The following is a 25,740-nucleotide window of genomic DNA, read 5'->3' as shown; positions in this document are numbered from 1 at the left end:
TGTGTACCTCCGGCGCTTCGGGCGCGCCGGCCTCCCTGGTCACTCGGGACCCCCGATCCGAAGGTGGCACACATGAAGAAGTCGACGAAGGGTGCGCTCGCGGCCGGTGCCGCAGCCGTGCTCCTCATGGGCGGCGCGGGCACCCTCGCGTACTGGACGGCCGACGCTGACGTCGAAGGCATCGCCGTGACCGCGGGCGAGCTGAAGATCATCAACGACAGCTGCGCGAACGCGACGTGGAAGTTCGACAGCGCCGAGACCGTGTCCGGCAAGACCTACGCGCCCGGTGACCTCATCGTCCCCGGCGACGTCCTCACCAAGACCTGCTCGTTCGAGATCCAGGCGACCGGCGAGCACCTGCGCGCCACGCTCGACGTCACCGACCCGACCCGCGGCGGCAGCCTGTCCGGCACCAACCTGACGATCGACGACTCGTTCCAGATCGGCGGCGTCGACGTCGCCGACGGCGTGATCACCGAGGCGAACGACGGCAACGTCGTCAACGCGTCGATCACGATCACCTTCCTCGGCACGTCCGGCAACGGCACCCAGGGGCAGAACGTCTCGCTCAGCGACTTCGGCTTCGCGCTGCAGCAGGTCCACAACTGAGTCCTGCGGTGCGTGCGACGGCCGGTTGGCTCGGCCAGGTGCTCGCCTGGCTGGTGATCCTCGGCGTGGTGGGCGTGCTGGCGGTGGCGGTGGCAGTGCCCCGCATCGCCGGCGCGACCCCCTACACCGTGCTCACCGGGTCGATGGAGCCGTCGTACCCACCGGGGACCTTGGTGGTGGTCAAGCCGGTCGACTTCGACCAGATCGGCATCGGCGACGTGGTGACCTACCAGATCGAGTCGGGCAAGCCGGCCGTCGCGACCCACCGGGTCGTGGGGGAGGCCAACCGGTTCGACGGGACGCGGGTGCTCATCACGCAGGGCGATGCCAACGGCGACCCGGACCCGCAGCCGGTGACGGCGGTCCAGGTGAGAGGAGAGCTGTGGTACTCGGTTCCCTACCTGGGGCACGTCAACACGGCGCTCAGCGGATCGCAGCGCCAGCTGGCGGTGTGGGTGGTCGCCGGGCTCCTGGTCGGCTACGCGGCGTTCATGTTCGTGGGGTCGGTCCGGGACCGGCGGCGCGGACGCGTCGCACCGGACCTTCCTGCTGTTCCTGCCACTGCCGCTCCCGCCGCCCGGACCGCGCCTGAGCCCGCACCGGCGCCCGGCCCTGCCGGCGGCGTCCCGGCCCTCCTGGTCGGCGTCGCCGGGGTGACCGGCTGGCTCCTGCTCACCGGACTCGCCCGGCGCCGCACCCGCACCACCTGACCCTCCCGCACCGACCGAAGGAGAACCCCCGGATGTTCCGCCGGCTCGCCGCCCTCGCCACCACCGCCGTCGCGGTCGTGGCGACCGCGGCCGCGCCCGCCCACGCGGACGACGAGATCGGGCTGAGCACCGACGGCGTCACCTGGGCGGAGCAGCTCAGCGCGCCGTTGTTCGCGCCGGGCTTCCGGATCGTGCCGGGCGATGCGGAGAGCCGGACCTTCCGGGTCCGCAACGACGGGCCCTCGGCGGGCCTGCTCACCGTGGACGTCGACTCGGCCGATCCCGACGGCCTCCTCGGCTCCGGCGACCTCACCATCGAGGCGCGGGTCGGTGCCGGACCCTGGCAGCCCGTCGCCGCCGGGACCACCCGGACCGCGACCCGCCTGAAGGTCGCCGAGGGAGCGCAGACGACAGTGACCGTCCGGGCCACCTTCGACTGGGACTCGACCCGCCAGGACCAGAGCGTGCCGTTCTCCGTGCACCTGCAGCTGTCCGAGGACGGCGAGGTCGGGGGTGTCGACGAGGGCGGCGGCAACGGCAACGGCAACGGCGGGGAGGTCGGCGGCGAGAGCGAGGGCCTGCCGGCCACCGGCTCGGCCGTCGCGCCGGGACTGCTCTGGCTCGCCGCCGGGCTGGTGGGCGCCGGCCTGGCGCTCGTCCGCCGCCGTGACCGTGACGACGAGGGGGCCGACCGTGGCTAGTCATCGCGCGTCTCATCGCGCGTCCCGCCGCTGGTTCGGCCGGGGCCGGACCCGGGCCCTGCTGGCCACCGGCCTGCTGCTGGGCGTCGGCGCGGTGGGGACCTCGGCGTACTGGAGCACGGGGGCCACGGTCACCGGGGTCCAGGCGACCGCGGGCGCCATCCACATCGACCTCGCGGGCGCCCAGCGGGTCAAGCCGGAGACCTACGCGTGGACCGACCTGGGCGGCAACCTCTCCACGGCCGGCGGCTCGCAGGCGAAGGTGATCCGGGTGCGCAACAACAGCACCGGGGCGGTGCGGTTCAGCTACGACCTCGCGGCGTCCGCGCCGAACACGACCTTCGGCAACGCGCTGCAGGTGACCGTGCGCAAGGGCGGCTCGGTGAGCGGGACGTCCTGCACCGGCGGCACGCTCGTCGGCGGCGCCGGCGCGAACCTGCGGACCTACTCGGCGACCGTCGGCACGATCAGCTCGTGGTCGGCGGCGCCGTACGACGACCTGTGCGTCCAGGTCACCCTGCCGGCGGGCTCCGGCGTGACCGGCGGCAGCACGGCCGCCCTCACCTTCACCTTCTCCGCGACGCAGGTGGTCTCATGAGCAGGACGCTGCGGCTCGGCCGCGAGGCCGCCCTCTGGACCGGCGGGATCCTCGGCACCCTGTGCTTCCTCGCCGTCCTCGGCGGGTGGCTGTTCAACGTCACCCCGCTGGTCTTCGCGTCCGGCTCGATGACCCCGGCATACGGCGTCGGCTCGCTCGGCATCGCGCACGAGGTGCCGGCGTCCGAGCTGGCCGTGGGCGACGTGGTCAGCGTCCGCGACGCCCGGGGGAGCCGGGTGACCCACCGCATCGTCGGCGTCGACGCCCGCGGCGACGGCGCCGTGCTGACCCTCAAGGGCGACACGAACGACGTCGTCGACGCGCAGACCTACGAGGTCACCAGCGCCGACCGGGTCGTGCTCGACGTCCCCTATGCGGGCTACGTCCTCGCGGCGGCCTCGAGCCCCGCCGGTCTCGCCGCCGGGGGACTCCTGGTGATCGGCCTGCTCGTGCTCGCGTTCGGTCCGCGGAACGGGCCGCGGACCGGTCCGCGCCGGCACGCCCTCGTCGGGGCCGGCGCGGTCGCCGTCCTCGGGGTCGGCGGCGGGCTCGGCCTGACCGGCCAGGTGCCGTGGGCGTTCACCTCCGCGGCCTGGACCGACGCCGCGACCGCCACCGCGACCGTCTCCGCGACGACGCCGGCACCGGTCGCGCCCGTGCTGTCCTGCTCGGTCGTCGGTACGAACGGCGACTGGAAGATCAAGCTCGACTGGACCTACAGCCCCGACCCGACCACGAAGTTCGTCGTCCGCTCCAACGGCCTCGGCGTGCCCGGCACTCCCGTCGACGTCGCCAAGACGCTGCGGACCTGGACCTCGGCCGGCTTCACCAGCCGGAACGGTCAGGTGTGGGTGGTCGCGGTCAACGGCGTGAACGAGGTCGAGTCCACGCGCATCAGCTTCGACTTCGGCCCGGGCGCCGGCAACGGCAACAAGCTCTGTCCCTCTGCCTGACGCCGCGACCGCCTGCCGTAGCCTTCGCGCGTGCCCGCCATCGGTGTCTTCGCCCTCCAGGGCGACGTCCGTGAACACCTGCAGACCCTGACCGCCCTCGGCGCCGACGCCTTCCCGGTGCGACGCCCCACCGAGCTCGCCCGCTGCGACGGCCTCGTGCTGCCCGGCGGCGAGTCGACGACGATGTCCAAGCTGGCCCGCACCTTCGAGCTCCTCGACCCGCTGCGCGAGCGGATCGCCGGCGGCATGCCCACCTTCGGCACCTGCGCCGGGATGATCCTGCTCGCCGACCGGATCGAGGGCGGCACCGCCGACCAGGAGACCATCGGCGGCCTCGACGTCACCGTGCGCCGCAACGCCTTCGGCCGCCAGGTCGACTCGTTCGAGGCCGACCTGCCCTTCACCGGGCTCGACGCGCCGGTGCACGCCGTCTTCATCCGCGCGCCGTGGGTCGAGGCGACCGGGCCGTCGGTCGAGGTGCTCGCCCGGGCGCAGGACCACCCGGTCGCCGTACGCCAGGGGCACCTGATGGCGACCTCCTTCCACCCCGAGGTCGACGGCGACGGCCGGGTGCACCGGCTGTTCGTGGAGATGGTGGCGAGCGCCGGGGTTCGGGCGCAGGGATAGACTGCATCGGCTGTTTCGAGCAGCCGTGGACTGTCGACGTAGAAGAGGGACTGATGTCTGGCCACTCCAAGTGGGCGACCACCAAGCACAAGAAGGCCGCGATCGACGCCAAGCGAGGCAAGCTCTTCGCGAAGCTGATCAAGAACATCGAGATCGCGGCCAAGATGGGCGGACCCGACCCGTCCGGCAACCCGACCCTCTACGACGCCATCCAGAAGGCCAAGAAGCAGTCGGTCCCCAACAAGAACATCGACTCCGCGGTCAAGCGCGGCGGTGGCCTCGAGGGCGGCGGCGTCGACTACGAGACGATCATGTACGAGGTCTACGGCCCCCAGGGCGTCGCGCTCCTCGTCGAGTGCCTCACCGACAACCGCAACCGCGCCGCGATGGAGGTCCGCACCGCCGTCACCCGCAACGGCGGCACCATGGCCGACCCCGGCTCGGTCTCGCGCCTCTTCACCCGCAAGGGCGTCGTCGTGGTCGCCAAGGACCAGGACGGCAAGGACATCTCCGAGGACGACGTCCTCGAGGCCACCCTCGACGCGGGCGCCGAGGAGGTCAACGACCACGGCGACAGCTTCGAGATCCAGGCCGAGGCCAGCGACGTCGTCGCCGTCCGCACGGCCCTGCAGACCGCCGGCATCGACTACGACTCCGCCGAGGTCCAGTTCGTCGCCTCGATGGACATCCCGGTCGCCGACCCGGCCGCCGCGGGCAAGGTGTTCAAGCTGGTCGACGCGGTGGACGACCTCGACGACGTGCAGAACGTCTTCTCGAATGCGGACATCCCGGACGAGGTGCTGGAGCAGATCGAGGACTGACGAGACGCGCGGTCCTCCGCGTGTCTCGTCTATTTTCTGTGGACGTCGTCTACTGTCGGTGTCCGAACATCTGTTCGGACGAAAGGTGACGACGTGCGCGTGCTCGGGATCGACCCGGGGCTCACCCGCTGCGGCCTCGGCGTGGTCGAGGGCTCGATCGGGCGGCCGCTGACGCTGGTCGACGTGAGCGTCGTGCGGACCTCGTCCGAGCTCGCCGTCCCCGAGCGGCTGGTCTCCATCGAGAAGGGCATCGACGCGCGGCTCGACGAGTACCGGCCCGACGCGGTGGCCATCGAGCGGATCTTCGCGCGCTCCGACGTCAGCACGATCATGGGCACTGCCCAGGCGGCGGGCATCGCAATGGTGTGCGCGGCCCGGCGCGGTCTGCCGGTCGCGCTGCACACGCCGAGCGAGGTCAAGGCCGCGGTGTCGGGCAACGGCCGCGCCGACAAGAACCAGGTCGGCATGATGGTCACCCGGATCCTGCGCCTCGACGCGATGCCCAAGCCGGCCGACGCCGCCGACGCGCTCGCGCTCGCCATCACCCACATCTGGCGCGGGGGGACGCAGGCGCGCATCGATGCCGCCGTCGCGGCCGCCCGCCCGGCCCGTTCCCGCATCCCTGGAGGAGCCCGATGATCGCCTTCGTCCGCGGCCAGGTGGCCGCTCTCAGCCTGACCAGCGCGGTGGTCGAGGTTGGGGGAGTCGGCCTCGAGCTCATGTGCACGCCGGGCACGCTCGCCCAGCTGCGCACCGGCGCCCAGGCCACGCTGCCCACGAGCATGATCGTGCGCGAGGACTCGCTGACCCTCTACGGCTTCGCCGACGAGGATGAGAAGGTGCTCTTCGAGCTCGTCCAGACGGCGTCCGGCGTCGGGCCCAAGGTGGCCCAGGCGATCCTCGCCGTGCTCTCGCCCGACGGCGTCCGCACGGCGATCGCGGGCGACGACGTCAAGACGCTCACCAAGGTCCCGGGCATCGGGCAGAAGGGCGCGCAGCGGATCATCCTCGAGCTCAAGGACCGGATCGGCGCGCCCACCGGCGGGTCCGTCGCCAGTGCGCGGCCGAGCGCCGACGCGTGGCGCGACCAGGTCCACCAGGGCCTGGTGGGGCTGGGCTACAACGCCAAGGACGCCGAGAAGGCGGTCGACGCCGTCGCGCCCGACGCGGGCGACGCCCCCGACGTCGGTGCGCTGCTGCGCGCCGCGCTGCGCAGCCTCTCCAAGGCCTGAGAGGCTGAGCCATGCCCTTCCACGAGGACGAGCTCGCCGAGGCCGAGGAGGTCCACCTCCGCTCGCTCACCGCCGCCGAGGCCGAGGGCGACGAGCGCGCCGTCGAGGCGGCGCTGCGTCCGCGGAGCCTCGACGAGGTCGTGGGCCAGAGCCGGGTGCGCGACCAGCTCGGGCTCGTGCTCGAGGCGGCGCGCCAGCGCGGCCGGGCCCCGGACCACGTGCTGCTGTCGGGTCCGCCGGGCCTGGGCAAGACCACGCTCGCGATGATCATCTCCCACGAGATGAGCGCGCCGCTGCGGGTCACCAGCGGCCCGGCGATCACCCACGCGGGTGACCTCGCCGCGATCCTGTCGGGGCTCAACGAGGGCGAGGTGCTCTTCGTCGACGAGATCCACCGGATGTCGCGACCGGCCGAGGAGATGCTCTACCTCGCCATGGAGGACTTCCGGGTCGACGTCGTCATCGGCAAGGGGCCGGGCGCGACCGCGATCCCGCTCGAGATCCCGCCGTTCACGCTGGTCGGCGCCACCACCCGGGCCGGCCTGCTGCCGGGGCCGCTGCGCGACCGGTTCGGCTTCACCGCGCACCTGGAGTTCTACGAGCCGCACGAGCTCGACCTGATCGTGCACCGCTCCGCCGGGCTGCTCGGCGTCGAGCTCACCGACGAGGGATCGTCCGAGATCGCCGGACGCTCGCGCGGCACCCCCCGGATCGCCAACCGGCTGCTGCGCCGGGTCCGCGACTACGCCCAGGTGCGCGCCGACGGCGTCGTCACCCGCGGGGTCGCCCAGGCGGCACTCGACCTCTACGAGGTCGACGCGCTCGGCCTCGACCGGCTCGACCGCGCGGTGCTCGACGCGCTGTGCCGCCGCTTCGGTGGGGGACCGGTCGGCGTCTCCACGCTCGCCGTCGCCGTGGGCGAGGAGCGCGAGACGGTCGAGGAGGTCGCCGAGCCGTTCCTGGTCCGCAACGGCTTCCTCGCCCGGACGCCGCGCGGCCGGATCGCCACGCCCGCCGCGTGGACCCACCTCGGGCTGACTCCGCCGCCCCTGCCGTTCGACGACGCCGCCGCCACGCTGTTCGACGAGTGAGCGGGCCCGACAGCGGGCGGCCAGCGGCACGAATGTGACCGAACCTGCCGCCGATCCACCGCGCTGGGGGGTCCGTGGCTACACTTTGCCGCGGTCCGCCCGCTCCCGCGCGGAGCGGTGTCCCACCATGCCCCCTCACCCGAAGGTTCCTCGTGAAAGACGCGCTGTCCCTGCTGCCGATCGTGGCGATCGCGGCCATCTTCTGGCTGCTCATCGTCCGGCCGGCCTCCCGTCAGCGCAAGGAGGCGGTCGCACTCCAGGGCCGCCTGGCCGTCGGTGACGACGTCATGCTGACCTCCGGCATCTTCGGCACGATCGTCGGCGTGGCCGACGACCACTTCGAGGTCGAGATCGCGCCCGGCGTGGTCGCCCGCGTGGTCCGCGGCGCGGTCGCCTCGGTGCGCCGTACCGAGGACGAGGCGCCGGCCGGCACCGACGCCACCGACGGTGACGACACCGTCGCCCACGACAACGACAACAACGAGGAGCGCTGAGCATGGCGTCTCGCCGTTCGCACCCGGGACGCCACCTGGTCGTCTTCTTCATCGGGGTCGCCATCCTCTACGGCCTGACGGCGCTCTCGCAGGCGCACGTCGACAAGGGGGAGACCGCGTGGAAGCCCGCGCTGGGCCTCGACCTCCAGGGCGGCGTCCGGATCACGCTCTCCGCCGACGGCAGCACGTCGAAGGAGAACCTCGACGAGGCCCGCCGGATCATCGACCAGCGCGTCAACGGCTCCGGTGTCGCCGAGGCCTCCGTCGCGACCCAGGGCGGCCGGAACATCGTCGTCGAGGTCCCCGGCAAGACGGCCGACCGCGACCAGCTCGAGGAGACCGTGCGGCGCCAGGCGCAGCTGCGCTTCCGCCTGGTCGCCTGCTCCGACCAGTCGCCCGGCCCCTGCGCCGCGCCCGACCCGACCGCCGGCCTCGGCCGGGCCCCGCTCGACCTGGCCGCCGACGACGAGACGCCGGCCCCGTCGGACAGCGCCTCCGGGACGCCGAGCGGCACGCCGACCGGCACGCCGACCGACACCGCCAGCGGTACCCCGGGCGCCGAGCAGCCGGCCGACGACGTCGCGAAGGCGACGAGCGTCAAGACGGCGCTCGCGTGGATCAACCAGCCCGACCAGGCCGCGATCGCCGAGTTCAACCAGTACGCCTGCGACCCCAAGGGCGTCCTCGTCGATGCCCAGGGCAAGGCGGCCGACCTGCCTGACGAGCCGGCGAAGCCGCTCGTCGCCTGCTCGAAGCCCGAAGAGGGCGTGGTCATCAAGTACCTGTTGAGCGCTTCGGTCATCGAGGGCACCGAGCTCGACAACGCCTCCGCCGGCACCCCCGCGAACGGTGTCAACTGGGAGGTGCAGATCGCGATGGGCAACAGCAAGAACCGTGCCTTCCCGAAGGGCACCACCGGCGCGTCCGACGACTTCGAGGCCGTCTCCCGAGCCTTCAACGGCTCCGAGAACCAGTTCGCGATCGTTCTCGACGGGGTGGTCATCTCCGCGCCCCGGATGACGGCGGTCATCATCGACGGACGCTCGAGCATCACCGGCAACTTCACCGAGCAGAGCGCCCTCGACCTGGCCAACAGCCTCAAGTTCGGTGCGCTGCCGATCAAGTTCAGCGACAAGAACACCTCGGTCGAGGAGATCGGGCCCTCGCTCGCCGGCAACCAGCTCAAGGCGGGCATCACCGCCGGCGCGATCGGTCTCGCGCTGGTCATGCTCTACTGCCTCTTCTACTACCGCGGCCTCGGCCTGGTGGTGGTCAGCTCGCTCTTCGTGGCGGCGGGCATCACGTACGCGCTCGTCCTGCTGCTGAGCAAGACCGCCGGCTTCACGCTGACCCTGCCCGGCATCGCCGGACTCATCATCGCGGTAGGTGTCACCGCCGACTCCTTCGTCATCTTCTTCGAACGCATCCGGGACGAGATGCGTGAGGGCAAGTCGATGCGGGTCGCCGTCGAGACCGGCTGGGCGCGGGCCCGGGTCACCCGGGTCGCGGCCAACACGGTGCAGATCCTCTCGGCGGTGGTCCTCTACATCTTCGCCACCGGCGCGGTGAAGGGCTTCGGCTTCGCGCTGGGCCTGACCACGCTGATCGACCTCGCGGTGCTGTTCTGGTTCACCAAGCCGATGGTGTCCTGGCTCGCGCAGTTCAAGGCGTTCAACTCCGGTCACAAGCTGTCCGGCCTGAGCAAGGAGACCCTCGGCATGGATGTGCCCACGCCGCGACGCACCGCCGCTGCGGGAGGGGACGCCTGATGGGCAAGATGTCCCGCCTCGGCAACGACCTGTACCAGGGGCGCAAGTCGATCGACTTCGTCGGCAAGCCGTGGCTCTGGTACGCCGTCTCCGGCGTCGTGGTCGCGCTCTCCGTGCTCGTCCTCTTCGTCAAGCCGCTCAACATGGGCGTCGAGTTCACCGGCGGCTCCTCGCTGTCGATCGAGGTCGGCAACGGCAACGCGACGCAGAAGAACGCCGACGACCTCCGTGAGGAGATCTCGAAGTCCGGCATCGAGCCGGCCGCCAACCCGATCGTCACGACGGAGGGCAACTCCTCGCTCACCGCGCAGGTCGAGAACCTCAACCAGGCGCAGCGCGACGAGATCAGCAAGGTGATCCAGGAGGTCTTCCCGGACGTCACCCAGAGCAAGATCTCGATCCAGGAGATCGGCCCCAGCTGGGGCCAGGAGGTCGCCAAGCGCGCTGCGACCGGCGTCCTGATCTTCCTGGTCCTGGTCGTGCTGTTCATCTGGGCCTACTTCCGCGAGTGGCGGATGTCGGTGGCGGCGCTCATCGCGCTGATCCACGACGTGATGCTGACCGTCGGCGTCTACGCGCTGTCGGGCTTCCAGGTCACGCCGGCCGCGGTCACCGGTCTGCTCGCGATCCTCGGCTTCTCGCTGTACGACACCGTGGTCGTCTTCGACAAGGTCAAGGAGAACACCGGCCACCTGCGCAAGAACACGCAGACCTACGCCGACGCGGCCAACCTCGCGGTCAACCAGACGCTGGTCCGCTCGATCAACACCTCGATCGTGGCGCTGATCCCGATCGGCGCGATCCTCTACGTCAGCGCGGTCCAGCTGGGTGCCAGCTCGCTGCAGGACCTCGCGCTCGCGCAGTTCGTCGGCATGGGCGTCGGTGTCTACTCCTCGGTCATGCTGGCGCCGCGCGTGCTCGTGCAGCTCAAGATGCAGGAGACCGACGTCCAGATCCAGGCGCGCCGGGCCAAGGCCAAGCAGCGGGCGCTCGCCGACCGCTATGCGTCGGTCCCGGCCGCGGTCGACGAGGGTCCGGTCGTGGGCCGGCGCGGCGCGGACCTCGAGGTCCCCGACGAGCTCCTCGACGAGGACGACGACGAGCTGTACGCCGAGGAGGAGACTCCCCGGCGTGGCGGCGGCGGGTCCGGTGCGGGCACCGTGTCGTCGACCGACCCGCTCGGCAAGGGCCGCAACGTGCCCAACGCCGCGCGGCCGGTCAGCGACAGCGGCAGCTCGGGACGCAAGCAGCCGGTGCGCCAGGCGCGCTCCAAGCGCGGCAAGAAGTAGCCGGGTGGCCGATCAGGAGATCCGGGACCGCGCGGTCGACGCGCTGACCCGGCTGGTCCGGGACGTCCCCGACTTCCCGGAGCCGGGCGTGCTGTTCAAGGACATCGCGCCGCTCCTGGCCGACGGCCCGGGCTTCGCGGCGGTCGTCGCGGCGCTCGCGGACCTCGGCCGGGACGACGCGGGCCGCCCCGCCGTCGACAAGGTGGTCGGCATGGAGGCGCGCGGGTTCATCCTCGCCGCCCCCGTGGCCGTCGCGCTGGGTGTCGGCTTCGTGCCGGTCCGCAAGGCCGGCAAGCTGCCCCACGACACCCACCAGGTCGCCTACGCGCTCGAGTACGGCGAGGCCGTGCTCGAGCTGCACCAGGACGCGTTCGCGCCGGGGGAGCGGGTGCTCGTCATCGACGACGTGCTCGCCACCGGCGGCACCGCCCGGGCCACCTGCGAGCTGGTCCGGCGCTGCGGCGCGGAGCCGGTGGCGTTCGCGGTGCTGCTGGAGCTGGGCTTCCTGTCCGGGCGTGAGCAGCTCACCGACGTACCGGTGACGGCGCTGACCACGACCTGACCCATAGAATGGGGAGATGACCGAGGAGCGCATCACACCCCGCGTCCCCCAGCGGGCGCCCGGTGCCCCTGCCCCGGTCAGCTCCGAGCCTCCCGCCGGGCGAAGCGTCCGCGCTCGCCTGGCCCGGATGGGCAGCCGCGGTCAGGTCTCCAACCCGGTCCTCGAGCCGCTGTTCCGCGCGGTCCGCGCCAACCACCCCAAGGCCGACCTGGCGCTGATCGAGCGCGCCTACGTCACGGCCGAGCGGCTCCACGCCGAGCAGAAGCGCAAGAGCGGCGACCCCTACATCACCCACCCGCTCGCGGTGACCACGATCCTCGCGGGCATCGGGATGACCGAGCCCACGCTGGTCGCCGCGCTGCTGCACGACACGGTCGAGGACACGCCCTACACGCTCGAGGAGTGTCGTCGCGAGTTCGGCGACGAGGTCGCGCTGCTCGTCGACGGCGTGACCAAGCTCGACAAGGTCGTCTACGGCGACTCGGCCAACGCCGAGACCATCCGCAAGATGATCGTGGCGATGTCGCGCGACATCCGGGTCCTGGTCATCAAGCTCGCCGACCGGCTCCACAACATGCGCACGCTGCGCTTCGTGAAGCAGTCGACCCAGGAGCGCAAGGCCCGCGAGACCCTCGACATCTACGCGCCGCTGGCCCACCGGCTGGGCATGAACACGATCAAGTGGGAGCTCGAGGACCTCGCGTTCGCGACCCTGCACCCCAAGATCTACGACGAGATCGTCCGTCTCGTCGCCGAGCGGGCGCCCTCGCGCGACTCGTTCCTGGCCGAGGTCATCAGCCAGGTCGAGAAGGACCTGCGCGAGGCCAAGATCAAGGCGACCGTCACCGGACGCCCGAAGCACTACTACTCGATCTACCAGAAGATGATCGTCGGCGGCCGCGACTTCTCCGACATCTACGACCTGGTCGGCATCCGCATCCTCGTCGAGGAGGACCGCGACTGCTACGGCGTCCTCGGCGTGCTGCACTCGCGCTGGAACCCGGTCCTGGGCCGGTTCAAGGACTACGTCGCGATGCCGAAGTTCAACATGTACCAGTCGCTGCACACCACGGTGATCGGCCCGCAGGGCAAGCCCGTCGAGATGCAGATCCGGACCTTCGCCATGCACCGTCGCGCCGAGTACGGCGTCGCGGCGCACTGGAAGTACAAGGAGGACGGCCGCGCCGGCAACGACACCGACCGGCCCGGCGACCTCGACGACATGAGCTGGGTGCGCCAGCTCCTCGACTGGCAGAGCGAGGTCGAGGACCCGGGCGAGTTCCTCGAGTCGCTGCGCTTCGAGATCAACCAGGCCGAGACCTACGTCTTCACGCCGCGCGGCGACGTCATCGCGCTGCCCTCGGGCTCGACCCCGGTCGACTTCGCGTACGCCGTCCACACCGAGGTCGGCAACCGCACCATCGGCGCCCGGGTCAACGGCCGCCTCGTCCCGCTCGAGTCGACGCTCGAGAACGGCGACGTGGTCGAGGTCTTCACCTCCAAGGCCGAGGGCGCGGGTCCCTCGCGCGACTGGCTCAACTTCGTGAAGTCGCCGCGCGCCCGCTCCAAGATCCGCCAGTGGTTCACCAAGGAGCGGCGCGAAGAGGCGATCGAGCGCGGCAAGGACGAGATCGGCAAGCTGATGCGCAAGGAGGGCCTGCCCCTCAAGCGGCTGCTCTCCCACGACTCGCTCACGCTGGTGGCCACCGCCTTCCGGCTCACCGACGTCACCGCGCTCTACGCCGCCGTCGGCGAGGGCAACCTCGGGGCGCAGACCGTCGTCCGCAAGGTCATCGAGCTGCACGGCGGCGACCAGGGGGCCCAGGAGGACCTCGCCGAGGCCGTCACCATCACCGGCCGCCGCGGCCGCCCGACCCGTCCCACGAGCGGGGACGCCGGCGTCATCGTGACCGGCTCGCCCGACGTCTGGGTCAAGCTCGCCAAGTGCTGCACGCCAGTGCCGCCCGACGCGATCCTGGGCTTCGTCACCAAGGGCGGCGGCGTCTCGGTGCACCGCAAGGACTGCACCAACGCGGCCGGCCTCCTGGCCCAGCCCGAGAAGCTGGTCGACGTCGAGTGGGCGCCGACCGGCCAGTCGACCTTCCTGGTCAACATCCAGGTCGAGGCGCTCGACCGCTCCCGCCTGCTCTCCGACATCACCATGGCGCTCTCCGACGCCCACGTGAACATCCTGTCGGCCAACCTGACCACCTCACGCGACCGGACGGCGAAGTCCCGGTTCACCTTCGAGATGGCCGACGCCAAGCACCTCGACACGGTGCTCAAGGCGGTGCGGACGGTCCCGGGCGTGTTCGACGCCTACCGCGTCACCCAGTAGGCAGGCGGGCGGGTCGTCCGGCCCGCCGAAGTTCGTGGGTTGCGGGTGCGAGGTGCGACCTGGTGCTCGTGTTTCGGGGTGGGTGGGCCCGTCGGGTGAGCTGGGTTGCGGTGGCGGCCGCTCAGCCGGCACGGACCTCGTCCGCGCCGCCGCTACGCGGCCGCCACCTCGGCCTCGCCGCGCGCTTGTGCGGGGTCGTGTGCCTGAGAACGCGTCTCAGGCACACGACTCCCGATTCCGGGGCCGGGCCCGGGCCCGGGCGGTGCTGGCTCAGCCGAACTCGGCGGAGGCCTTCTTGGCCATCTCGAGGAAGGACCGGCGGCCCTCGAGGTTCTCCTCGAGCTCGCGGGCCTTCTTCTCGTCGCCGCGCGCGCGGGCGGCCTCGAGCTTGGCCTCGGCCTCGGCGATGGCGGCCTCGAGCTTGGAGACCATGTCGTCGGCGCGGGCGGACTTCTCGGGGTCGCTGCGCTTCCACTGGTCGTCCTCGGCCTTGCGGATCGTGCTCTCGACGGCGCGCATCCGGCCCTCGAGGTCCTTGATCCGGTCGCGCGGGACCTTGCCGGCCTCGTCCCACTTGTCGGCGACGACGCGGAAGGCGGCCTTGGCGGCGGCGAGGTCGCCGGAGGCCTGGAGCTCGGGCAGGATCGCCTCGGCCTCGACCAGGAGGGCCTCCTTGACCTCGGCGTTCGCAGCGAACTCCGAGTCGAGGGCGGCGTTGGCGGCGTCGCGGTTGCCGAAGAAGGTGTCCTGGGCGCCGCGGAAGCGGCGCCAGAGCTCGTCGTCGACGGCCTTGGGCGCGGGGCCGGCGGCCTTCCAGTCGCGCATCAGGTCGCGGTAGCGGCCCGAGGTGGGACCCCAGTCGGTGGAGTCGGCCAGCGCCTCGGCCTCGGTGACCAGGCGCTCCTTCACGATCCGCGCGCCCTCGCGCTTCTCGTCCTGCTCGGCGAAGTGCGCCTTGCGCGCCTTCGTGTACGACGAGCGCGCCGACGAGAACCGCTTCCACAGCTCGTCGTCGGCGGCCTTGTCGATGCGGGGGAGCTGCTTCCACTCCTCGAGCAGCTCGCGCAGCCGGTTGGCGCCGTTGCGCCAGTCGCGACCGCCGGCGATCTTCTCGGCCTCGGCGGCCAGCCGCTCCTTCTCCGCCCGGGCGTCGGCGACGCGCTGGGCCTTGGCGGCCTTGCGCGCATCCCGCTGCGTGGCGATCACCGGGCCGAGCTCGTCGAGCTTGCGCCCGAGGGCGGCGAGGTCGCCGACCGCGTGGATGTCGGCGAGCTGCTCGCGGACGACCTTGACCGATGACTGCGCTTCCTCGGGGGAGAGCACTCCGGTCAGCACCCTCTGGTGGAGCAGGTCCACCTCGAGAGCGAGGTTGTCGTACCGCTTGGTGTAGAAGGCAAGAGCCTCCTCGGGCGTCGCGTCAGGCATCTGCCCGACCGCCCGTTCGCCGTCGGTCGTCTTCACGTAGACGGTGCCGTCGTCGCCGACGCGGCCCCAGTCGGAGGTAGTCACAGTGGCCCATGCTAATCAAAGCCGACCCAGTCGATAGGCTGGGCCGGTGCTGATCGCCGCTTTCCCCGCCGGACCATGGGGCACCAATTGCTATGTCGCGGCCACGGCACCGGGCGCCGAGTGCGTCGTGATCGACCCCGGCAAGGACGCCGCGGCGGGTGTCGCCGAGGTGGTCCGCGAGCACAAGCTGAAGCCCGTCGCCGTGCTGCTGACCCACGGTCACATCGACCACATGTGGTCGGTGACGCCCGTCGCCGGCGCGTACGACGCCACCGCGTGGATCCATCCCGGTGACCGGCACCTGCTCACCGACCCGATGGCCGGCATCTCGGCGGAGTCGGCGAGCATGCTGCTCGGCGGCGACTACGAGTTCACCGAGCCGGACGACGTCGCGGAGCTCGCCGACGGCGCGGCGCTCGAGCTCGCCGGCCTGACGTTCGTGGTCGACCACACGCCGGGACACACCGCCGGCTCGGTCACCTTCCGGACGCCGTGGGCCTCCACAGGCTCGACCAGCGGCGGACCAGACATCTCCGAGGTGATGTTCTCCGGCGACCTGCTCTTCCAGGGCTCGATCGGCCGGACCGACCTCCCCGGCGGCGACCATGCCGCGATGCTCCGCTCGCTCAGCGCCAAGGTGCTGCCCCTGGCCGACGACGTCGTCGTCCTGCCCGGGCACGGCGAGCAGACGTCCATCGGCCGCGAGCGCGCGACCAACCCCTTCCTGCTCGACCTGATCGACACCGGCGGCGAGACCGCCGGACGAGTCACCCGAGGACTGTGACGACCCGCATGGCCAAGCCCACTCCGCTCAGCGGATTCCCCGAGTTCCTGCCTGCCCAGCGCTTCGTGGAGCAGGAGGTGATCGCCACCCTCGCGCGCACCTTCGAGCTGCACGGGTTCGGCAACGTCGAGACCCGCGCCGTCGAGCCGATGGACCAGCTGCTGCGCAAGGGCGACACCTCCAAGGAGGTCTACGTCCTGCGCCGCCTGCAGGAGGAGGACGGCGGCAAGGACCGGGGGATCGGCCTCCACTTCGACCTGACCGTCCCGTTCGCGCGCTACGTGCTCGAGAACGCCGGCAAGCTCGAGTTCCCCTTCCGCCGCTACCAGATCCAGAAGGTCTGGCGCGGCGAGCGGCCCCAGGAGGGCCGCTTCCGCGAGTTCACCCAGGCCGACATCGACATCGTCGGGCGCGACACGCTGCCCTTCCACCACGACGTCGAGGTCGCCCGGGTCATGCTCGAGGCGCTCTCCAGGCTCGACTTCCTGCCCGGCTTCCGGCTGCAGGTCAACAACCGCAAGCTGATCCAGGGCTTCTACGCCGGCCTGGGCCTCGACGAGCACGGGATCGACGAGGTCATGCGCCTGGTCGACAAGCTCGACAAGCTCGACCCGGCCAAGGTCCGCGAGCTGCTGCTCACCGAGGCCGGCGTCACCGAGGAGCAGGCCGACAAGGCGCTCGCGCTGGCGACGATCCGCACCACCGACGACTCGTTCGTCGAGCAGGTCCGCGCGCTCGGCGTGTCGAGCGAGCTGCTCGACGAGGGCCTCGACGAGCTCGCCACGCTCGTGCGCGCCTGCGCGCCGCTCGTCACCGAGCGCACGCGGATCGAGGCCGACCTGTCGATCGCCCGCGGTCTCGACTACTACACCGGCACCGTCTTCGAGACCCGTCTCGACGGCTTCGCGTCGCTCGGCTCGATCTGCTCCGGCGGCCGCTACGACGCCCTCGCCTCCGACGGCCGGACGACGTACCCCGGCGTGGGCATCTCGCTCGGCCTGAGCCGGCTGCTCGTCCCGCTCGTCCAGCGCGGCGTGCTGACGGCCGACCGCTCGGTGCCCAGCGTCGTCGTCGTCGCGGTCACCGCCGAGGAGACCCGCGCCGAGGCCGACGCCGTCGCGACCGCCCTGCGCGCCCGCGGCATCCCGTGCGAGGTCGCGCCCAGCGCGGCGAAGTTCGGCAAGCAGATCCGCCACGCCGAGCGCCGCGGCATCCCCTACGTCTGGTTCCCGGACGCCGAGGGGGCCGGCGAGGTCAAGGACATCCGCAGCGGGAACCAGGTCGCGGCCGACCCCGCCACCTGGCAGCCTCCTACCCAGGACCTGCGACCGCAGGTCGTCGTCACCACCACCTCCACCTCCACCTCTGAAGGGGAATCCTCGTGATCCGCACCCAAGACGCCGGCGCCCTGCGCGCCGAGCACGTCGGCCAGAACGTCACCCTCGCCGGGTGGGTGGCCAACCGGCGCGATCACGGCGGTGTGGCCTTCATCGACCTGCGCGAGGCCAGCGGCGTCGTCCAGGTCGTCATCCGCGACGAAGCCGTCGCGCACAGCCTGCGCTCGGAGTTCTGCCTCAAGGTCACCGGCGAGGTGACCGCCCGCGGTGAGGGCCGCGAGAACCCCAACCTGCCGACCGGGGCCATCGAGGTCGTCGCCAGCGAGGTCGAGGTGCTGAGCGCCGCGGCGCCGCTGCCCTTCCCGATCAGCGACCACGTCGACGTCGGCGAGGAGGTGCGCCTCAAGCACCGCTACCTCGACCTGCGCCGCAGCGGCCCGGCCCAGGCCATCCGGCTGCGCAGCCAGGTCAACAAGGCCGCGCGCGACGTCCTGGCCGGTCACGACTTCGTCGAGGTCGAGACCCCCACGCTGACCCGCAGCACGCCCGAGGGCGCGCGCGACTTCCTGGTGCCCGCGCGCCTGGCGCCCGGCAGCTGGTACGCCCTGCCGCAGAGCCCCCAGCTGTTCAAGCAGCTGCTCATGGTCGGTGGTCTGGAGCGCTACTACCAGATCGCGCGCTGCTACCGCGACGAGGACTTCCGCTCCGACCGTCAGCCCGAGTTCACCCAGCTCGACATCGAGATGAGCTTCGTGACCCAGGACGACGTGATCGCCCTGGGCGAGGAGATCGTCGCCGCGCTGTGGAAGCTGATCGGCGTCGACGTCCCGCTGCCGCTGCAGCGGATGACCTACGCCGAGGCGATGGCCCGCTACGGCTCCGACAAGCCCGACCTGCGCATGGGCCTCGAGCTCGTCGAGTGCACCGACTACTTCAAGGAGACGCCGTTCCGCGTCTTCCAGGCGCCGTACGTCGGCGCGGTGGTCATGCCCGGCGGCGCGAGCCAGCCCCGCAAGCAGCTCGACGCCTGGCAGGAGTGGGCCAAGCAGCGCGGCGCGCGCGGCCTCGCCTACGTGCTGGTCCAGGAGGACGGCGAGCTCGGCGGCCCGGTCGCCAAGAACCTCTCCGACGACGAGAAGGCCGGTCTCGCCGCCCACGTGGGCGCCAAGCCGGGCGACTGCGTCTTCTTCGCCGCCGGCGCGGTCAAGAGCAGCCGGGCCCTCCTGGGCGCCGCGCGCCTCGAGATCGGCCGTCGTACCGGCCTGCTCGACGAGGACGCCTGGAGCTTCCTGTGGGTCGTCGACGCGCCGCTCTTCGAGCCGGCCGACGAGGCCACCGCGGCCGGCGACGTCGCCGTCGGCGGGGGAGTGTGGACCGCCGTCCACCACGCCTTCACCAGCCCGCAGGACCTCGAGACCTTCGACCAGGACCCGGGCAACGCCCTGGCCTGGGCCTACGACATCGTCTGCAACGGCAACGAGATCGGCGGCGGCTCCGTCCGTATCCACCGCGAGGACATCCAGAAGCGCGTCTTCGAGGTCATGGGCATCACCCCCGAGGAGGCCGACGAGAAGTTCGGCTTCCTCCTCGAGGCCTTCAAGTACGGCGCGCCGCCGCACGGCGGCATCGCCTTCGGCTGGGACCGGGTCACCGCGCTGCTCGCCGGCACGGACTCGATCCGCGACGTCATCGCCTTCCCCAAGACCGGCGGCGGCTACGACCCGCTGACCGCAGCGCCGGCGCCGATCAGCGCCGAGCAGCGGAAGGAAGCCGGTGTGGACGCCCGTCCGGAGGACGAAACGAAGGCCTGAGGGCATCCTCACCGGACGGTTTGCCGGTCGTCGAGACCAAACCGTTACCGCGTCGGTATCGCCTTGACGCACCTGGTGCGCCTAGTGTCACGGACGGCGCGCGGCCAGAGTGGCCCGCGTCGCATCCGTGACGCACGGCGACGAGGTGAAGATGACGATCCCGGGCTCCGAACTGGAGATCCACGAGACTGACGCCCCGGTCGAGGACGACTCGGTCGTCTCGGTGGCCGGCCGGTCCCCGACCCAGCTGGCCATCGCCCGGTTCCGGGCCGACAAGCTGTCGATGATCTCGTTCACGGTGACCGTGTTCATCGTCCTGTGCGCGATCGCGGCGCCGATCCTCGTGGCGACGGGCGTGCTGCACCCCAACGAGTTCCACCAGGAGCTGCTGTCGGACGACGGCGTCGCGCCGGCCGGCCGCTTCGGCGGCATCAGCTGGGACCACCCGTTCGGTGTCGACCCGGCCTCCGGGCGCGACCTGCTCGCCCGGCTGATGCTGGCGATCACGTCGTCGCTGACGATCGCGATCAGCGGCACGATCCTGACCGTCATCATCGGCTCGGTGCTCGGCATCGTCGCCGGCTTCTCCGGTGGCTTCGTCGACGCCGTCATCGGCCGGATCATCGACCTGACGCTGTCCTTCCCGCAGACCCTGATGCTGCTGGCGCTGTCCGGTCCGGTGGTGCTGATGTTCCGCACCCAGATCGCGGACTTCGCGCCGCTCAGCTTCTTCGAGAGCGCCGACCTGTCCAACGGGTTCTACGTCATCCTCATCCTCGCGATCTTCGGCTGGCCGCCCGTCGCACGTGTCGTGCGTGGCCAGGTGCTCTCGATCCGCGAGCGCGAGTTCATCGAGGCGGCGCGCCTGCTCGGTGCGTCGCGGCGGCGGCTGTACTTCAAGGAGGTGCTGCCCAACGTGTGGGCGCCCGTCCTGGTCTACGTGACGCTGCTCGTGCCGGCCTACATCTCGGCCGAGGCCGCGTTCAACTTCCTCGGCGTCGGCATCAAGCCGCCGACCCCCACGCTGGGCAACATCCTCGGTGACTCGGTCAGCTACACCAGCGCCGACCCGATGTACTTCTTCCTGCCCGGCGCCCTGCTCGCCCTGATCGTCGTGGTGTTCAACCTCGTCGGTGACGGCGCCCGCGACGCGCTCGACCCCAAGTCGCACCGATAACAAAAAGACCCGGTGCTCCGCCGACATCACGGGACCCGGAGCACTGCGGCGCCGGCCGGGCCGGCGTCACTCACTGAAAAGGAGATAGTTGGATGGCCTTCAAGAAGCCATTGGCTGCAGTGGCCGCCACGGCGCTCGCGGCAACACTCGCCGCGTGCGGTGGTGGTAGTGACGACGGCAACAACAGCGGAAGCAGCGGGGGCAAGGCGGAGAAGGGCGGCAACGCGATCTTCCTCGTCGGCGTCCGGAACGTCGAGCACTGGGACCCCCAGCGCATGTACTTCGGCCGCGACCTCAACAACTCGGGCCGGCTGTTCTACCGCAGCCTCGTGGCGCTGCCGGCGTCCAACGACAAGGTCGAGGGCACCACGCCGATCGCCGACCTCGCGACCGACACCGGCACCACCAACGACGGTGGCAAGTCGTGGAGCTTCACCGTCCGCGACGGCGTGAAGTGGGAGGACGGCAAGGAGATCTCCTGCGAGGACTTCAAGTACGGCGCCTCGCGCAACTTCGCGACCGACGTGATCATCGGTGGTCCCGCGAACTACCTGTTCACCTACCTGGACATCCCGTCGGGCAGCGACGGCCTCCCGGAGTACAAGGGCCCCTACAACAAGAAGGGCCAGGACCTGTTCGACAAGGCCGTCACGTGTGACGGCAAGACGATCACGTACCGCTTCAAGAAGGCGTGGCCGGACTTCCCGCTGTCGATCGCGCAGCTGCGGTACATGGACCCGTACCGCGAGGACCTCGACAAGGGTGACGCGAACAACTTCGCGATCATCTCGAACGGTCCCTACAAGCTCGACGGCGCCTGGAAGGAGGGCACCGGCGGCAAGTTCGTCCGCAACGAGAACTGGGACGAGAACACGGACCCCATCCGCAAGGCCTACCCGGACACCTGGGACTTCCGCGAGGGTGACACCGACGAGGCGATCTACGAGCAGCTGCTCGCCGACTCCGGTGACGCGCAGTACTCCGTGACCGAGCGTCGTCTCCCGCCGGCTCTGTTCAGCCGCAAGGACGAGGCGGGCGACCGCTACACGCAGGTCGAGTCGCCGTCCGTCGACTACGTGCTGCCGAACTTCAACTCGCCGGTGTTCAAGGACGCCAACTGCCGCGAGGCCCTGAAGCTCGCGACCGACCGCGCCGCCTGGATCAAGGCCGGCGGTGGCGACCAGTACTTCAAGTCCGCCGACTCGGTCATCAACCCGAGCGTCCCCGGCTACAAGTCCAACCCGGCCTTCGAGGCCATGGGCGAGTCCGGTGACCCGGACGCTGCCAAGGCTGCGCTCGACAAGTGCTCGGCCCCGAAGCCGGTGAAGATCAAGTTCACCTACTCGGGTGGCACCCCCACCTCCGACAAGCAGGCCTCCGCGCTGAAGGCCGGCTGGGACAAGGCCGGTTTCCAGACCGAGCTCGACCCGCTGGAGGACACCTACTACTCCGTGATCCAGAAGCCGGACGCCGACTTCGACGTCACCTGGGGTGGTTGGGGTGCTGACTGGTCGTCCGCCGGCACCGTCATCCCGCCGCTCTTCGACAGCCGGATCAACCTGACCGGTGACTCGAACGGCAACGACTACGGCAACTACAAGGGTGGCCCCGAGGTCAACCAGATGATCGACGACGCCTACGCCGAGCCCGACCTCGACGCCGCCGCTGACAAGTGGTCCGCGGTCGACGCCAAGCTGGGTGAGGATGTCGCCTACATCCCGCTGGAGATCACGATCTTCAACTTCGTCCACGGAGGGAAGATCACCGGCTACGCCAACAACATCTCGGTGAACGGCTACGCCGACCTCGCCGTGCTCGGCGTGCAGAGCTGATTCTCCGCTTCTCACGATGACAGTCGGGGGTCGCCCCCAGGGCGGCCCCCGACTGTCGGTGCCCACTGCTCGACTCCTCTCAGACCGAGGTCCGCTGTGCTCGCGTACGTCATCCGCCGGCTCTTCGCCGGCGTGATCATGCTCATCGTGATGAGCATCGTCACCTTCGCCCTGTTCTTCGCCTCCCCGATCGACGAGGCGTCGTTCATCTGCGGCAAGAACTGCTCGGCCGCCCAGAAGAAGCAGACCTCCGCCGCCATGGGTTACGACGACCCGTTCGCGGAGCAGTGGTGGAAGTTCGCGAAGGGTGTCGTCCAGGGGCGCGACTACCCCGACGACCCCCAGCTGCGCGAGACGGCGCCGGAGACGATCGTCCACTGCGACGCGCCCTGCCTCGGCTACTCCCGCGAGCGTGGTGACACGGTCACCAACCTGATCAAGGACACCTTCCCGGTGTCGTTCTCCCTGGCGGTCGCCGCCTTCATCCTCTGGATCACCGGTGGCGTCCTGCTCGGCGTCATCGCAGCCCTGAAGAAGGGCACGGTCATCGACCGCGGCCTGGTCGGCCTCTCGCTGATCGTCTACGCCTTCCCGACGTTCTTCGTCGGCCTCGTTCTCTACAAGTTCGTCGCCATCAAGTGGGGTCTCACCGAGATCCCCCGCTACACATCGATCGCCGAGGGCGGGGTCGGCGGCTGGCTGTCGAGCCTGACGCTGCCGGCGATCACCCTCGCGGTGTTCTTCATGGCGGCCTACGTCCGGATGACGCGCTCCTACGTCATCGAGTCGTTCCAGGAGGACTACGTGCGCACGGCCCGGTCCAAGGGCCTGCCGGAGCGCACCGTGACCTTCAAGCACGCACTGCGTGCCGCGCTCACCCCGATCGTGACCATGGCGGGCCTCGACTTCGCCGGCCTGATGGGTGGCGCGATCATCACCGAATCGGTCTTCAACTACCCGGGCATGGGCAAGCTGGCGGTGCGCGCCAGCCAGGACTTCGACCTGCCGACCACCGTCGGCCTGGTCGTCCTGCTGGCCGCCTTCGTCATCATCGCCAACATCGTCGTGGACCTGTTGTACGCCGTCATCGACCCGCGCGTGCGGCTGGGCTGAGAGGAACAACCGAATGTCCACCACCTCCCCGTCCACCTCGGCCACGACGGCCACGTCGTCCGCGCCGCTGCTCGCGGTCCGCGACCTGCAGGTCCACTTCCCGACCCAGGACGGCGTCGTCAAGGCCGTCAACGGCCTGACCTTCGACGTCGAGCGGGGCAAGACGCTCGGCATCGTCGGCGAGTCCGGCTCCGGCAAGTCGGTCTCGAGCATGGCGATCATGGGCCTGCACCGCGGCACCAACGCGAAGATCGAGGGCGAGATCGTCCTCGACGGCGTGAACCTCCTCGACATCTCGGCCGAGGAGATGCGCAAGAAGCGGGGCCGCGAGGTCTCGATGATCTTCCAGGACCCGCTGTCGGCGATGCACCCGTACTACACGGTCGGCAACCAGATCGCCGAGGCGTACCGGGTGCACCACGACGTGTCCCGCAAGATCGCCAAGCAGCGCGCGATCGAGATGCTCGACCGGGTCGGCATCCCCAACCCGGACAAGCGGGTCAACGACTACCCGCACCAGTACTCCGGCGGCATGCGCCAGCGCGCCATGATCGCGATGGGGCTGATCAACGACCCCAACCTGCTCATCGCCGACGAGCCGACCACCGCGCTCGACGTGACGGTCCAGGCGCAGATCCTCGACCTGCTCCAGGACCTGCAGCGGGAGTTCAACTCGGCGGTCATCATCATCACCCACGACCTGGGGGTCGTGGCCGAGATGGCTGACGACGTCCTCGTGATGTACGCCGGGCGCGCCGTCGAGTACGGCCCGTGCAAGGAGATCCTCACGCACCCCGAGATGCCCTACACGTGGGGCCTGCTCTCGAGCGTGCCGGACCTGACCGGCGACACGGACGCGCGGCTGATCCCGATCCCCGGCAACCCGCCGAGCCTGCTCAACCCGCCGTCCGGCTGCGCCTTCCACCCGCGGTGCCCGCACCGCGACAAGGTGCCCGGCGACCTGTGCCGCACCCAGCTGCCGATGCTCGTCCCGGGCCAGCGCGGCGAGATGCACACGAAGCGCTGCCACCTGCCCAACGCCGACGCGATCTACGCGGCCGAGGTGCTCCCGGTGATCGCACCGGACCTCGCCGAGGAGCTGTGATGACGAACGAGACCATCAACCAGGACCCCGAGGACGTCCCGGCGCCGCAGCCGTCCGGCCACGGTGCCGCGGTGGCCCGGGCCGACGCCAAGCCGATCCTCGAGGTCGACCAGCTGCGGATGTACTTCCCGGTCAAGGCGCCCGGCGTGTTCCGCCGTACGGTCGGCCAGGTCCAGGCCGTCGACGGCGTCTCCTTCCAGGTCGCCGAGGCCACCTCGCTCGGCCTCGTGGGCGAGTCGGGCTGCGGCAAGTCGACCACCGGCCGGCTGATCACCCGGCTCTACAAGCCCACGGCCGGCGCGATCCGGTTCGGGGGCAAGGACATCGCGCAGGCGGGGGCGTCCGAGCTCAAGCCGCTGCGCCGCGAGATCCAGATGATCTTCCAGGACCCCTACACGTCGCTGAACCCGCGGCAGACGGTCGGCTCGATCGTCGGTGCGCCCCTGGCGATCCACAAGGTGCTGCCGAAGAACAAGATCCTCCCGCGGGTCCAGGAGCTGCTCGAGATCGTCGGGCTCAACCCGGAGCACTACAACCGCTACCCGCACGAGTTCTCCGGCGGCCAGCGCCAGCGCATCGGCATCGCCCGCGCGCTCACGCTGCAGCCCAAGCTGCTCGTCGCCGACGAGCCGGTCTCGGCGCTCGACGTGTCCATCCAGGCCCAGGTCATCAACCTGCTCCAGGACATCCAGAACGAGTTCGGCGTCGCGTTCCTGTTCATCGCCCACGACCTCGCGATCGTCCGGCACTTCTGCCCCGAGATCGCCGTCATGTACCTCGGCAAGATCGTCGAGATCGGCGACCGCGAGTCGATCTACAACAACGCTCACCACCCCTACACCCAGGCGCTGCTCTCGGCCGTCCCCGACGTCAAGCAGGCCGCCACGGGTGGCCGGATCGAGCGCATCCGGCTGCAGGGCGACGTGCCCAGCCCGATCGAGCCGCCGTCCGGCTGCCGGTTCCGCACCCGCTGCCCGATCGCCCAGGAGATCTGCGCCCGGCACGAGCCGCCGCTGCTCCAGATCGGCCGCCAGCACAAGGTGGCGTGCCACTTCCCGGGTCGCCTGGGTGAGGCTCCCCGCGAGCCGTTCACCACCGGTCTGCTCGGCGTCGACGCCGAGGGCCGGCCGGACCCGGGCGCCAGCCCGAGCACCGACCTGGTCGAGCAGCCCGGGTACGCCGACACCTGGTTCGACCTCGACAACAAGTCGATCGGCCGCGCCTGAGCGAGCCGCTCTGCGGCGTGCCGCCCGCGTCCTCGGACGTCGGCGGCACGTC

The 25,740-nt window shown here is 70.8% G+C and carries 24 protein-coding genes; 23 read left to right on the top strand and 1 reads right to left on the bottom strand.

Features of this window, described 5'->3' with window-relative positions; genetic code table 11:
- Positions 1 to 72 precede the first annotated feature (72 nt).
- The 15 genes from BM223_RS14875 to BM223_RS14805 all read left to right on the top strand — a co-directional run bounded on the left by BM223_RS14875 (position 73) and on the right by BM223_RS14805 (position 13,794).
- Entirely contained in the window at positions 73 to 609 is a 537-nt protein-coding gene (locus BM223_RS14875) for an alternate-type signal peptide domain-containing protein (protein ID WP_052138701.1), read from the top strand.
- Between the two features lie 8 nt (positions 610 to 617).
- Complete coding sequence (locus BM223_RS14870) at positions 618 to 1,319, top strand: signal peptidase I (RefSeq protein ID WP_075018631.1); 702 nt, start codon at positions 618 to 620, stop codon at positions 1,317 to 1,319.
- Between the two features lie 32 nt (positions 1,320 to 1,351).
- On the top strand, positions 1,352 to 2,020 hold the full coding sequence (locus BM223_RS14865) for an LPXTG cell wall anchor domain-containing protein (RefSeq protein ID WP_038679359.1): 669 nt from the start codon (positions 1,352 to 1,354) through the stop codon (positions 2,018 to 2,020).
- A complete protein-coding gene (locus BM223_RS14860) occupies positions 2,013 to 2,618 on the top strand; it encodes a hypothetical protein (RefSeq protein WP_038679356.1) in 606 nt (201 codons plus the stop codon). The genes BM223_RS14865 and BM223_RS14860 overlap by 8 nt, the downstream gene beginning before the upstream one ends.
- On the top strand, positions 2,615 to 3,571 hold the full coding sequence (locus BM223_RS14855; protein ID WP_075018630.1) for a signal peptidase I: 957 nt from the start codon (positions 2,615 to 2,617) through the stop codon (positions 3,569 to 3,571). Before BM223_RS14860 ends, BM223_RS14855 begins: the two co-directional genes overlap by 4 nt.
- A 30-nt stretch (positions 3,572 to 3,601) precedes the next feature.
- A complete protein-coding gene (pdxT, locus tag BM223_RS14850) occupies positions 3,602 to 4,198 on the top strand; it encodes a pyridoxal 5'-phosphate synthase glutaminase subunit PdxT (RefSeq protein WP_038679354.1) in 597 nt (198 codons plus the stop codon).
- A gap of 53 nt (positions 4,199 to 4,251) precedes the next feature.
- Positions 4,252 to 5,019 carry a YebC/PmpR family DNA-binding transcriptional regulator gene (locus BM223_RS14845; protein ID WP_038679352.1) on the top strand — a complete coding sequence of 256 codons (768 nt, stop codon included), beginning with the start codon at positions 4,252 to 4,254 and terminating at the stop codon, positions 5,017 to 5,019.
- Between the two features lie 93 nt (positions 5,020 to 5,112).
- A complete protein-coding gene (gene ruvC, locus BM223_RS14840) occupies positions 5,113 to 5,658 on the top strand; it encodes a crossover junction endodeoxyribonuclease RuvC (protein ID WP_038679349.1) in 546 nt (181 codons plus the stop codon).
- Positions 5,655 to 6,251 carry a Holliday junction branch migration protein RuvA gene (ruvA, locus tag BM223_RS14835; protein ID WP_038679346.1) on the top strand — a complete coding sequence of 199 codons (597 nt, stop codon included), beginning with the start codon at positions 5,655 to 5,657 and terminating at the stop codon, positions 6,249 to 6,251. The genes ruvC and ruvA overlap by 4 nt, the downstream gene beginning before the upstream one ends.
- Before the next feature lie 11 nt (positions 6,252 to 6,262).
- Complete coding sequence (ruvB, locus tag BM223_RS14830) at positions 6,263 to 7,342, top strand: Holliday junction branch migration DNA helicase RuvB (RefSeq protein WP_038679344.1); 1,080 nt, start codon at positions 6,263 to 6,265, stop codon at positions 7,340 to 7,342.
- Positions 7,343 to 7,494: 152 nt separating this feature from the next.
- Positions 7,495 to 7,836 carry a preprotein translocase subunit YajC gene (yajC, locus tag BM223_RS14825; protein WP_038679342.1) on the top strand — a complete coding sequence of 114 codons (342 nt, stop codon included), beginning with the start codon at positions 7,495 to 7,497 and terminating at the stop codon, positions 7,834 to 7,836.
- Between the two features lie 2 nt (positions 7,837 to 7,838).
- On the top strand, positions 7,839 to 9,605 hold the full coding sequence (secD, locus tag BM223_RS14820) for a protein translocase subunit SecD (protein ID WP_038679341.1): 1,767 nt from the start codon (positions 7,839 to 7,841) through the stop codon (positions 9,603 to 9,605).
- Positions 9,605 to 10,894: a protein translocase subunit SecF gene (gene secF, locus BM223_RS14815; RefSeq protein ID WP_038679338.1), complete on the top strand. Its 1,290-nt coding sequence runs from the start codon at positions 9,605 to 9,607 to the stop codon at positions 10,892 to 10,894. Before secD ends, secF begins: the two co-directional genes overlap by 1 nt.
- 4 nt (positions 10,895 to 10,898) lie before the next feature.
- Positions 10,899 to 11,456: an adenine phosphoribosyltransferase gene (locus BM223_RS28400; protein ID WP_235318909.1), complete on the top strand. Its 558-nt coding sequence runs from the start codon at positions 10,899 to 10,901 to the stop codon at positions 11,454 to 11,456.
- A 16-nt stretch (positions 11,457 to 11,472) separates the two neighbouring features.
- Entirely contained in the window at positions 11,473 to 13,794 is a 2,322-nt protein-coding gene (locus BM223_RS14805; RefSeq protein WP_038679336.1) for a RelA/SpoT family protein, read from the top strand.
- Between the two features lie 270 nt (positions 13,795 to 14,064).
- Here the strand turns inward: BM223_RS14805 and BM223_RS14800 are convergent, their stop codons facing one another.
- The gene (locus BM223_RS14800) at positions 14,065 to 15,303 is read right to left on the bottom strand and encodes a DUF349 domain-containing protein (RefSeq protein WP_038679334.1); all 1,239 of its coding nucleotides are present in this window, start codon (positions 15,301 to 15,303) and stop codon (positions 14,065 to 14,067) included.
- A 46-nt stretch (positions 15,304 to 15,349) separates the two neighbouring features.
- Between BM223_RS14800 and BM223_RS14795 the strand changes: the two genes are divergently transcribed.
- The 8 genes from BM223_RS14795 (at position 15,350) to BM223_RS14760 (ending at position 25,688) form a co-directional block, all read left to right on the top strand.
- Positions 15,350 to 16,087, top strand: a complete 738-nt coding sequence (locus tag BM223_RS14795) for an MBL fold metallo-hydrolase (protein WP_052138699.1) — start codon at positions 15,350 to 15,352, stop codon at positions 16,085 to 16,087.
- 8 nt (positions 16,088 to 16,095) lie between these two features.
- Positions 16,096 to 17,472, top strand: a complete 1,377-nt coding sequence (gene hisS, locus BM223_RS14790; RefSeq protein ID WP_038684508.1) for a histidine--tRNA ligase — start codon at positions 16,096 to 16,098, stop codon at positions 17,470 to 17,472.
- Positions 17,469 to 19,235, top strand: a complete 1,767-nt coding sequence (aspS, locus tag BM223_RS14785; RefSeq protein WP_038679332.1) for an aspartate--tRNA ligase — start codon at positions 17,469 to 17,471, stop codon at positions 19,233 to 19,235. Before hisS ends, aspS begins: the two co-directional genes overlap by 4 nt.
- Positions 19,236 to 19,386: 151 nt before the next feature.
- The gene (locus BM223_RS14780) at positions 19,387 to 20,412 is read left to right on the top strand and encodes an ABC transporter permease (RefSeq protein ID WP_075018651.1); all 1,026 of its coding nucleotides are present in this window, start codon (positions 19,387 to 19,389) and stop codon (positions 20,410 to 20,412) included.
- Between the two features lie 92 nt (positions 20,413 to 20,504).
- Positions 20,505 to 22,244 carry an ABC transporter substrate-binding protein gene (locus BM223_RS14775; RefSeq protein ID WP_075018629.1) on the top strand — a complete coding sequence of 580 codons (1,740 nt, stop codon included), beginning with the start codon at positions 20,505 to 20,507 and terminating at the stop codon, positions 22,242 to 22,244.
- 96 nt (positions 22,245 to 22,340) lie between these two features.
- Positions 22,341 to 23,357, top strand: coding sequence for an ABC transporter permease (locus BM223_RS14770; protein WP_038679329.1), 1,017 nt, complete (start codon positions 22,341 to 22,343; stop codon positions 23,355 to 23,357).
- A 13-nt stretch (positions 23,358 to 23,370) separates the two neighbouring features.
- The gene (locus BM223_RS14765; protein WP_038679327.1) at positions 23,371 to 24,462 is read left to right on the top strand and encodes an ABC transporter ATP-binding protein; all 1,092 of its coding nucleotides are present in this window, start codon (positions 23,371 to 23,373) and stop codon (positions 24,460 to 24,462) included.
- The gene (locus BM223_RS14760) at positions 24,462 to 25,688 is read left to right on the top strand and encodes an ABC transporter ATP-binding protein (protein ID WP_075018628.1); all 1,227 of its coding nucleotides are present in this window, start codon (positions 24,462 to 24,464) and stop codon (positions 25,686 to 25,688) included. Before BM223_RS14765 ends, BM223_RS14760 begins: the two co-directional genes overlap by 1 nt.
- Positions 25,689 to 25,740: the final 52 nt, after the last annotated feature.

Source organism: Pimelobacter simplex (genome assembly GCF_900114845.1).
Classification (GTDB): domain Bacteria; phylum Actinomycetota; class Actinomycetes; order Propionibacteriales; family Nocardioidaceae; genus Nocardioides; species Nocardioides simplex.
This window is presented reverse-complemented; position numbering and strand designations above follow the sequence as displayed.

Coding starts and splice junctions, on each gene's coding strand:
- BM223_RS14875 (WP_052138701.1), top strand. CDS start 73: ATGAAGAAGTCGACGAAGGGTGCGCTCGCGGCCGGTGCCGCAGCCGTG.
- BM223_RS14865 (WP_038679359.1), top strand. CDS start 1,352: ATGTTCCGCCGGCTCGCCGCCCTCGCCACCACCGCCGTCGCGGTCGTG.
- BM223_RS14855 (WP_075018630.1), top strand. CDS start 2,615: ATGAGCAGGACGCTGCGGCTCGGCCGCGAGGCCGCCCTCTGGACCGGC.
- BM223_RS14845 (WP_038679352.1), top strand. CDS start 4,252: ATGTCTGGCCACTCCAAGTGGGCGACCACCAAGCACAAGAAGGCCGCG.
- ruvA (WP_038679346.1), top strand. CDS start 5,655: ATGATCGCCTTCGTCCGCGGCCAGGTGGCCGCTCTCAGCCTGACCAGC.
- ruvB (WP_038679344.1), top strand. CDS start 6,263: ATGCCCTTCCACGAGGACGAGCTCGCCGAGGCCGAGGAGGTCCACCTC.
- secD (WP_038679341.1), top strand. CDS start 7,839: ATGGCGTCTCGCCGTTCGCACCCGGGACGCCACCTGGTCGTCTTCTTC.
- secF (WP_038679338.1), top strand. CDS start 9,605: ATGGGCAAGATGTCCCGCCTCGGCAACGACCTGTACCAGGGGCGCAAG.
- BM223_RS14805 (WP_038679336.1), top strand. CDS start 11,473: ATGACCGAGGAGCGCATCACACCCCGCGTCCCCCAGCGGGCGCCCGGT.
- hisS (WP_038684508.1), top strand. CDS start 16,096: ATGGCCAAGCCCACTCCGCTCAGCGGATTCCCCGAGTTCCTGCCTGCC.
- BM223_RS14780 (WP_075018651.1), top strand. CDS start 19,387: ATGACGATCCCGGGCTCCGAACTGGAGATCCACGAGACTGACGCCCCG.
- BM223_RS14775 (WP_075018629.1), top strand. CDS start 20,505: ATGGCCTTCAAGAAGCCATTGGCTGCAGTGGCCGCCACGGCGCTCGCG.
- BM223_RS14765 (WP_038679327.1), top strand. CDS start 23,371: ATGTCCACCACCTCCCCGTCCACCTCGGCCACGACGGCCACGTCGTCC.
- BM223_RS14760 (WP_075018628.1), top strand. CDS start 24,462: ATGACGAACGAGACCATCAACCAGGACCCCGAGGACGTCCCGGCGCCG.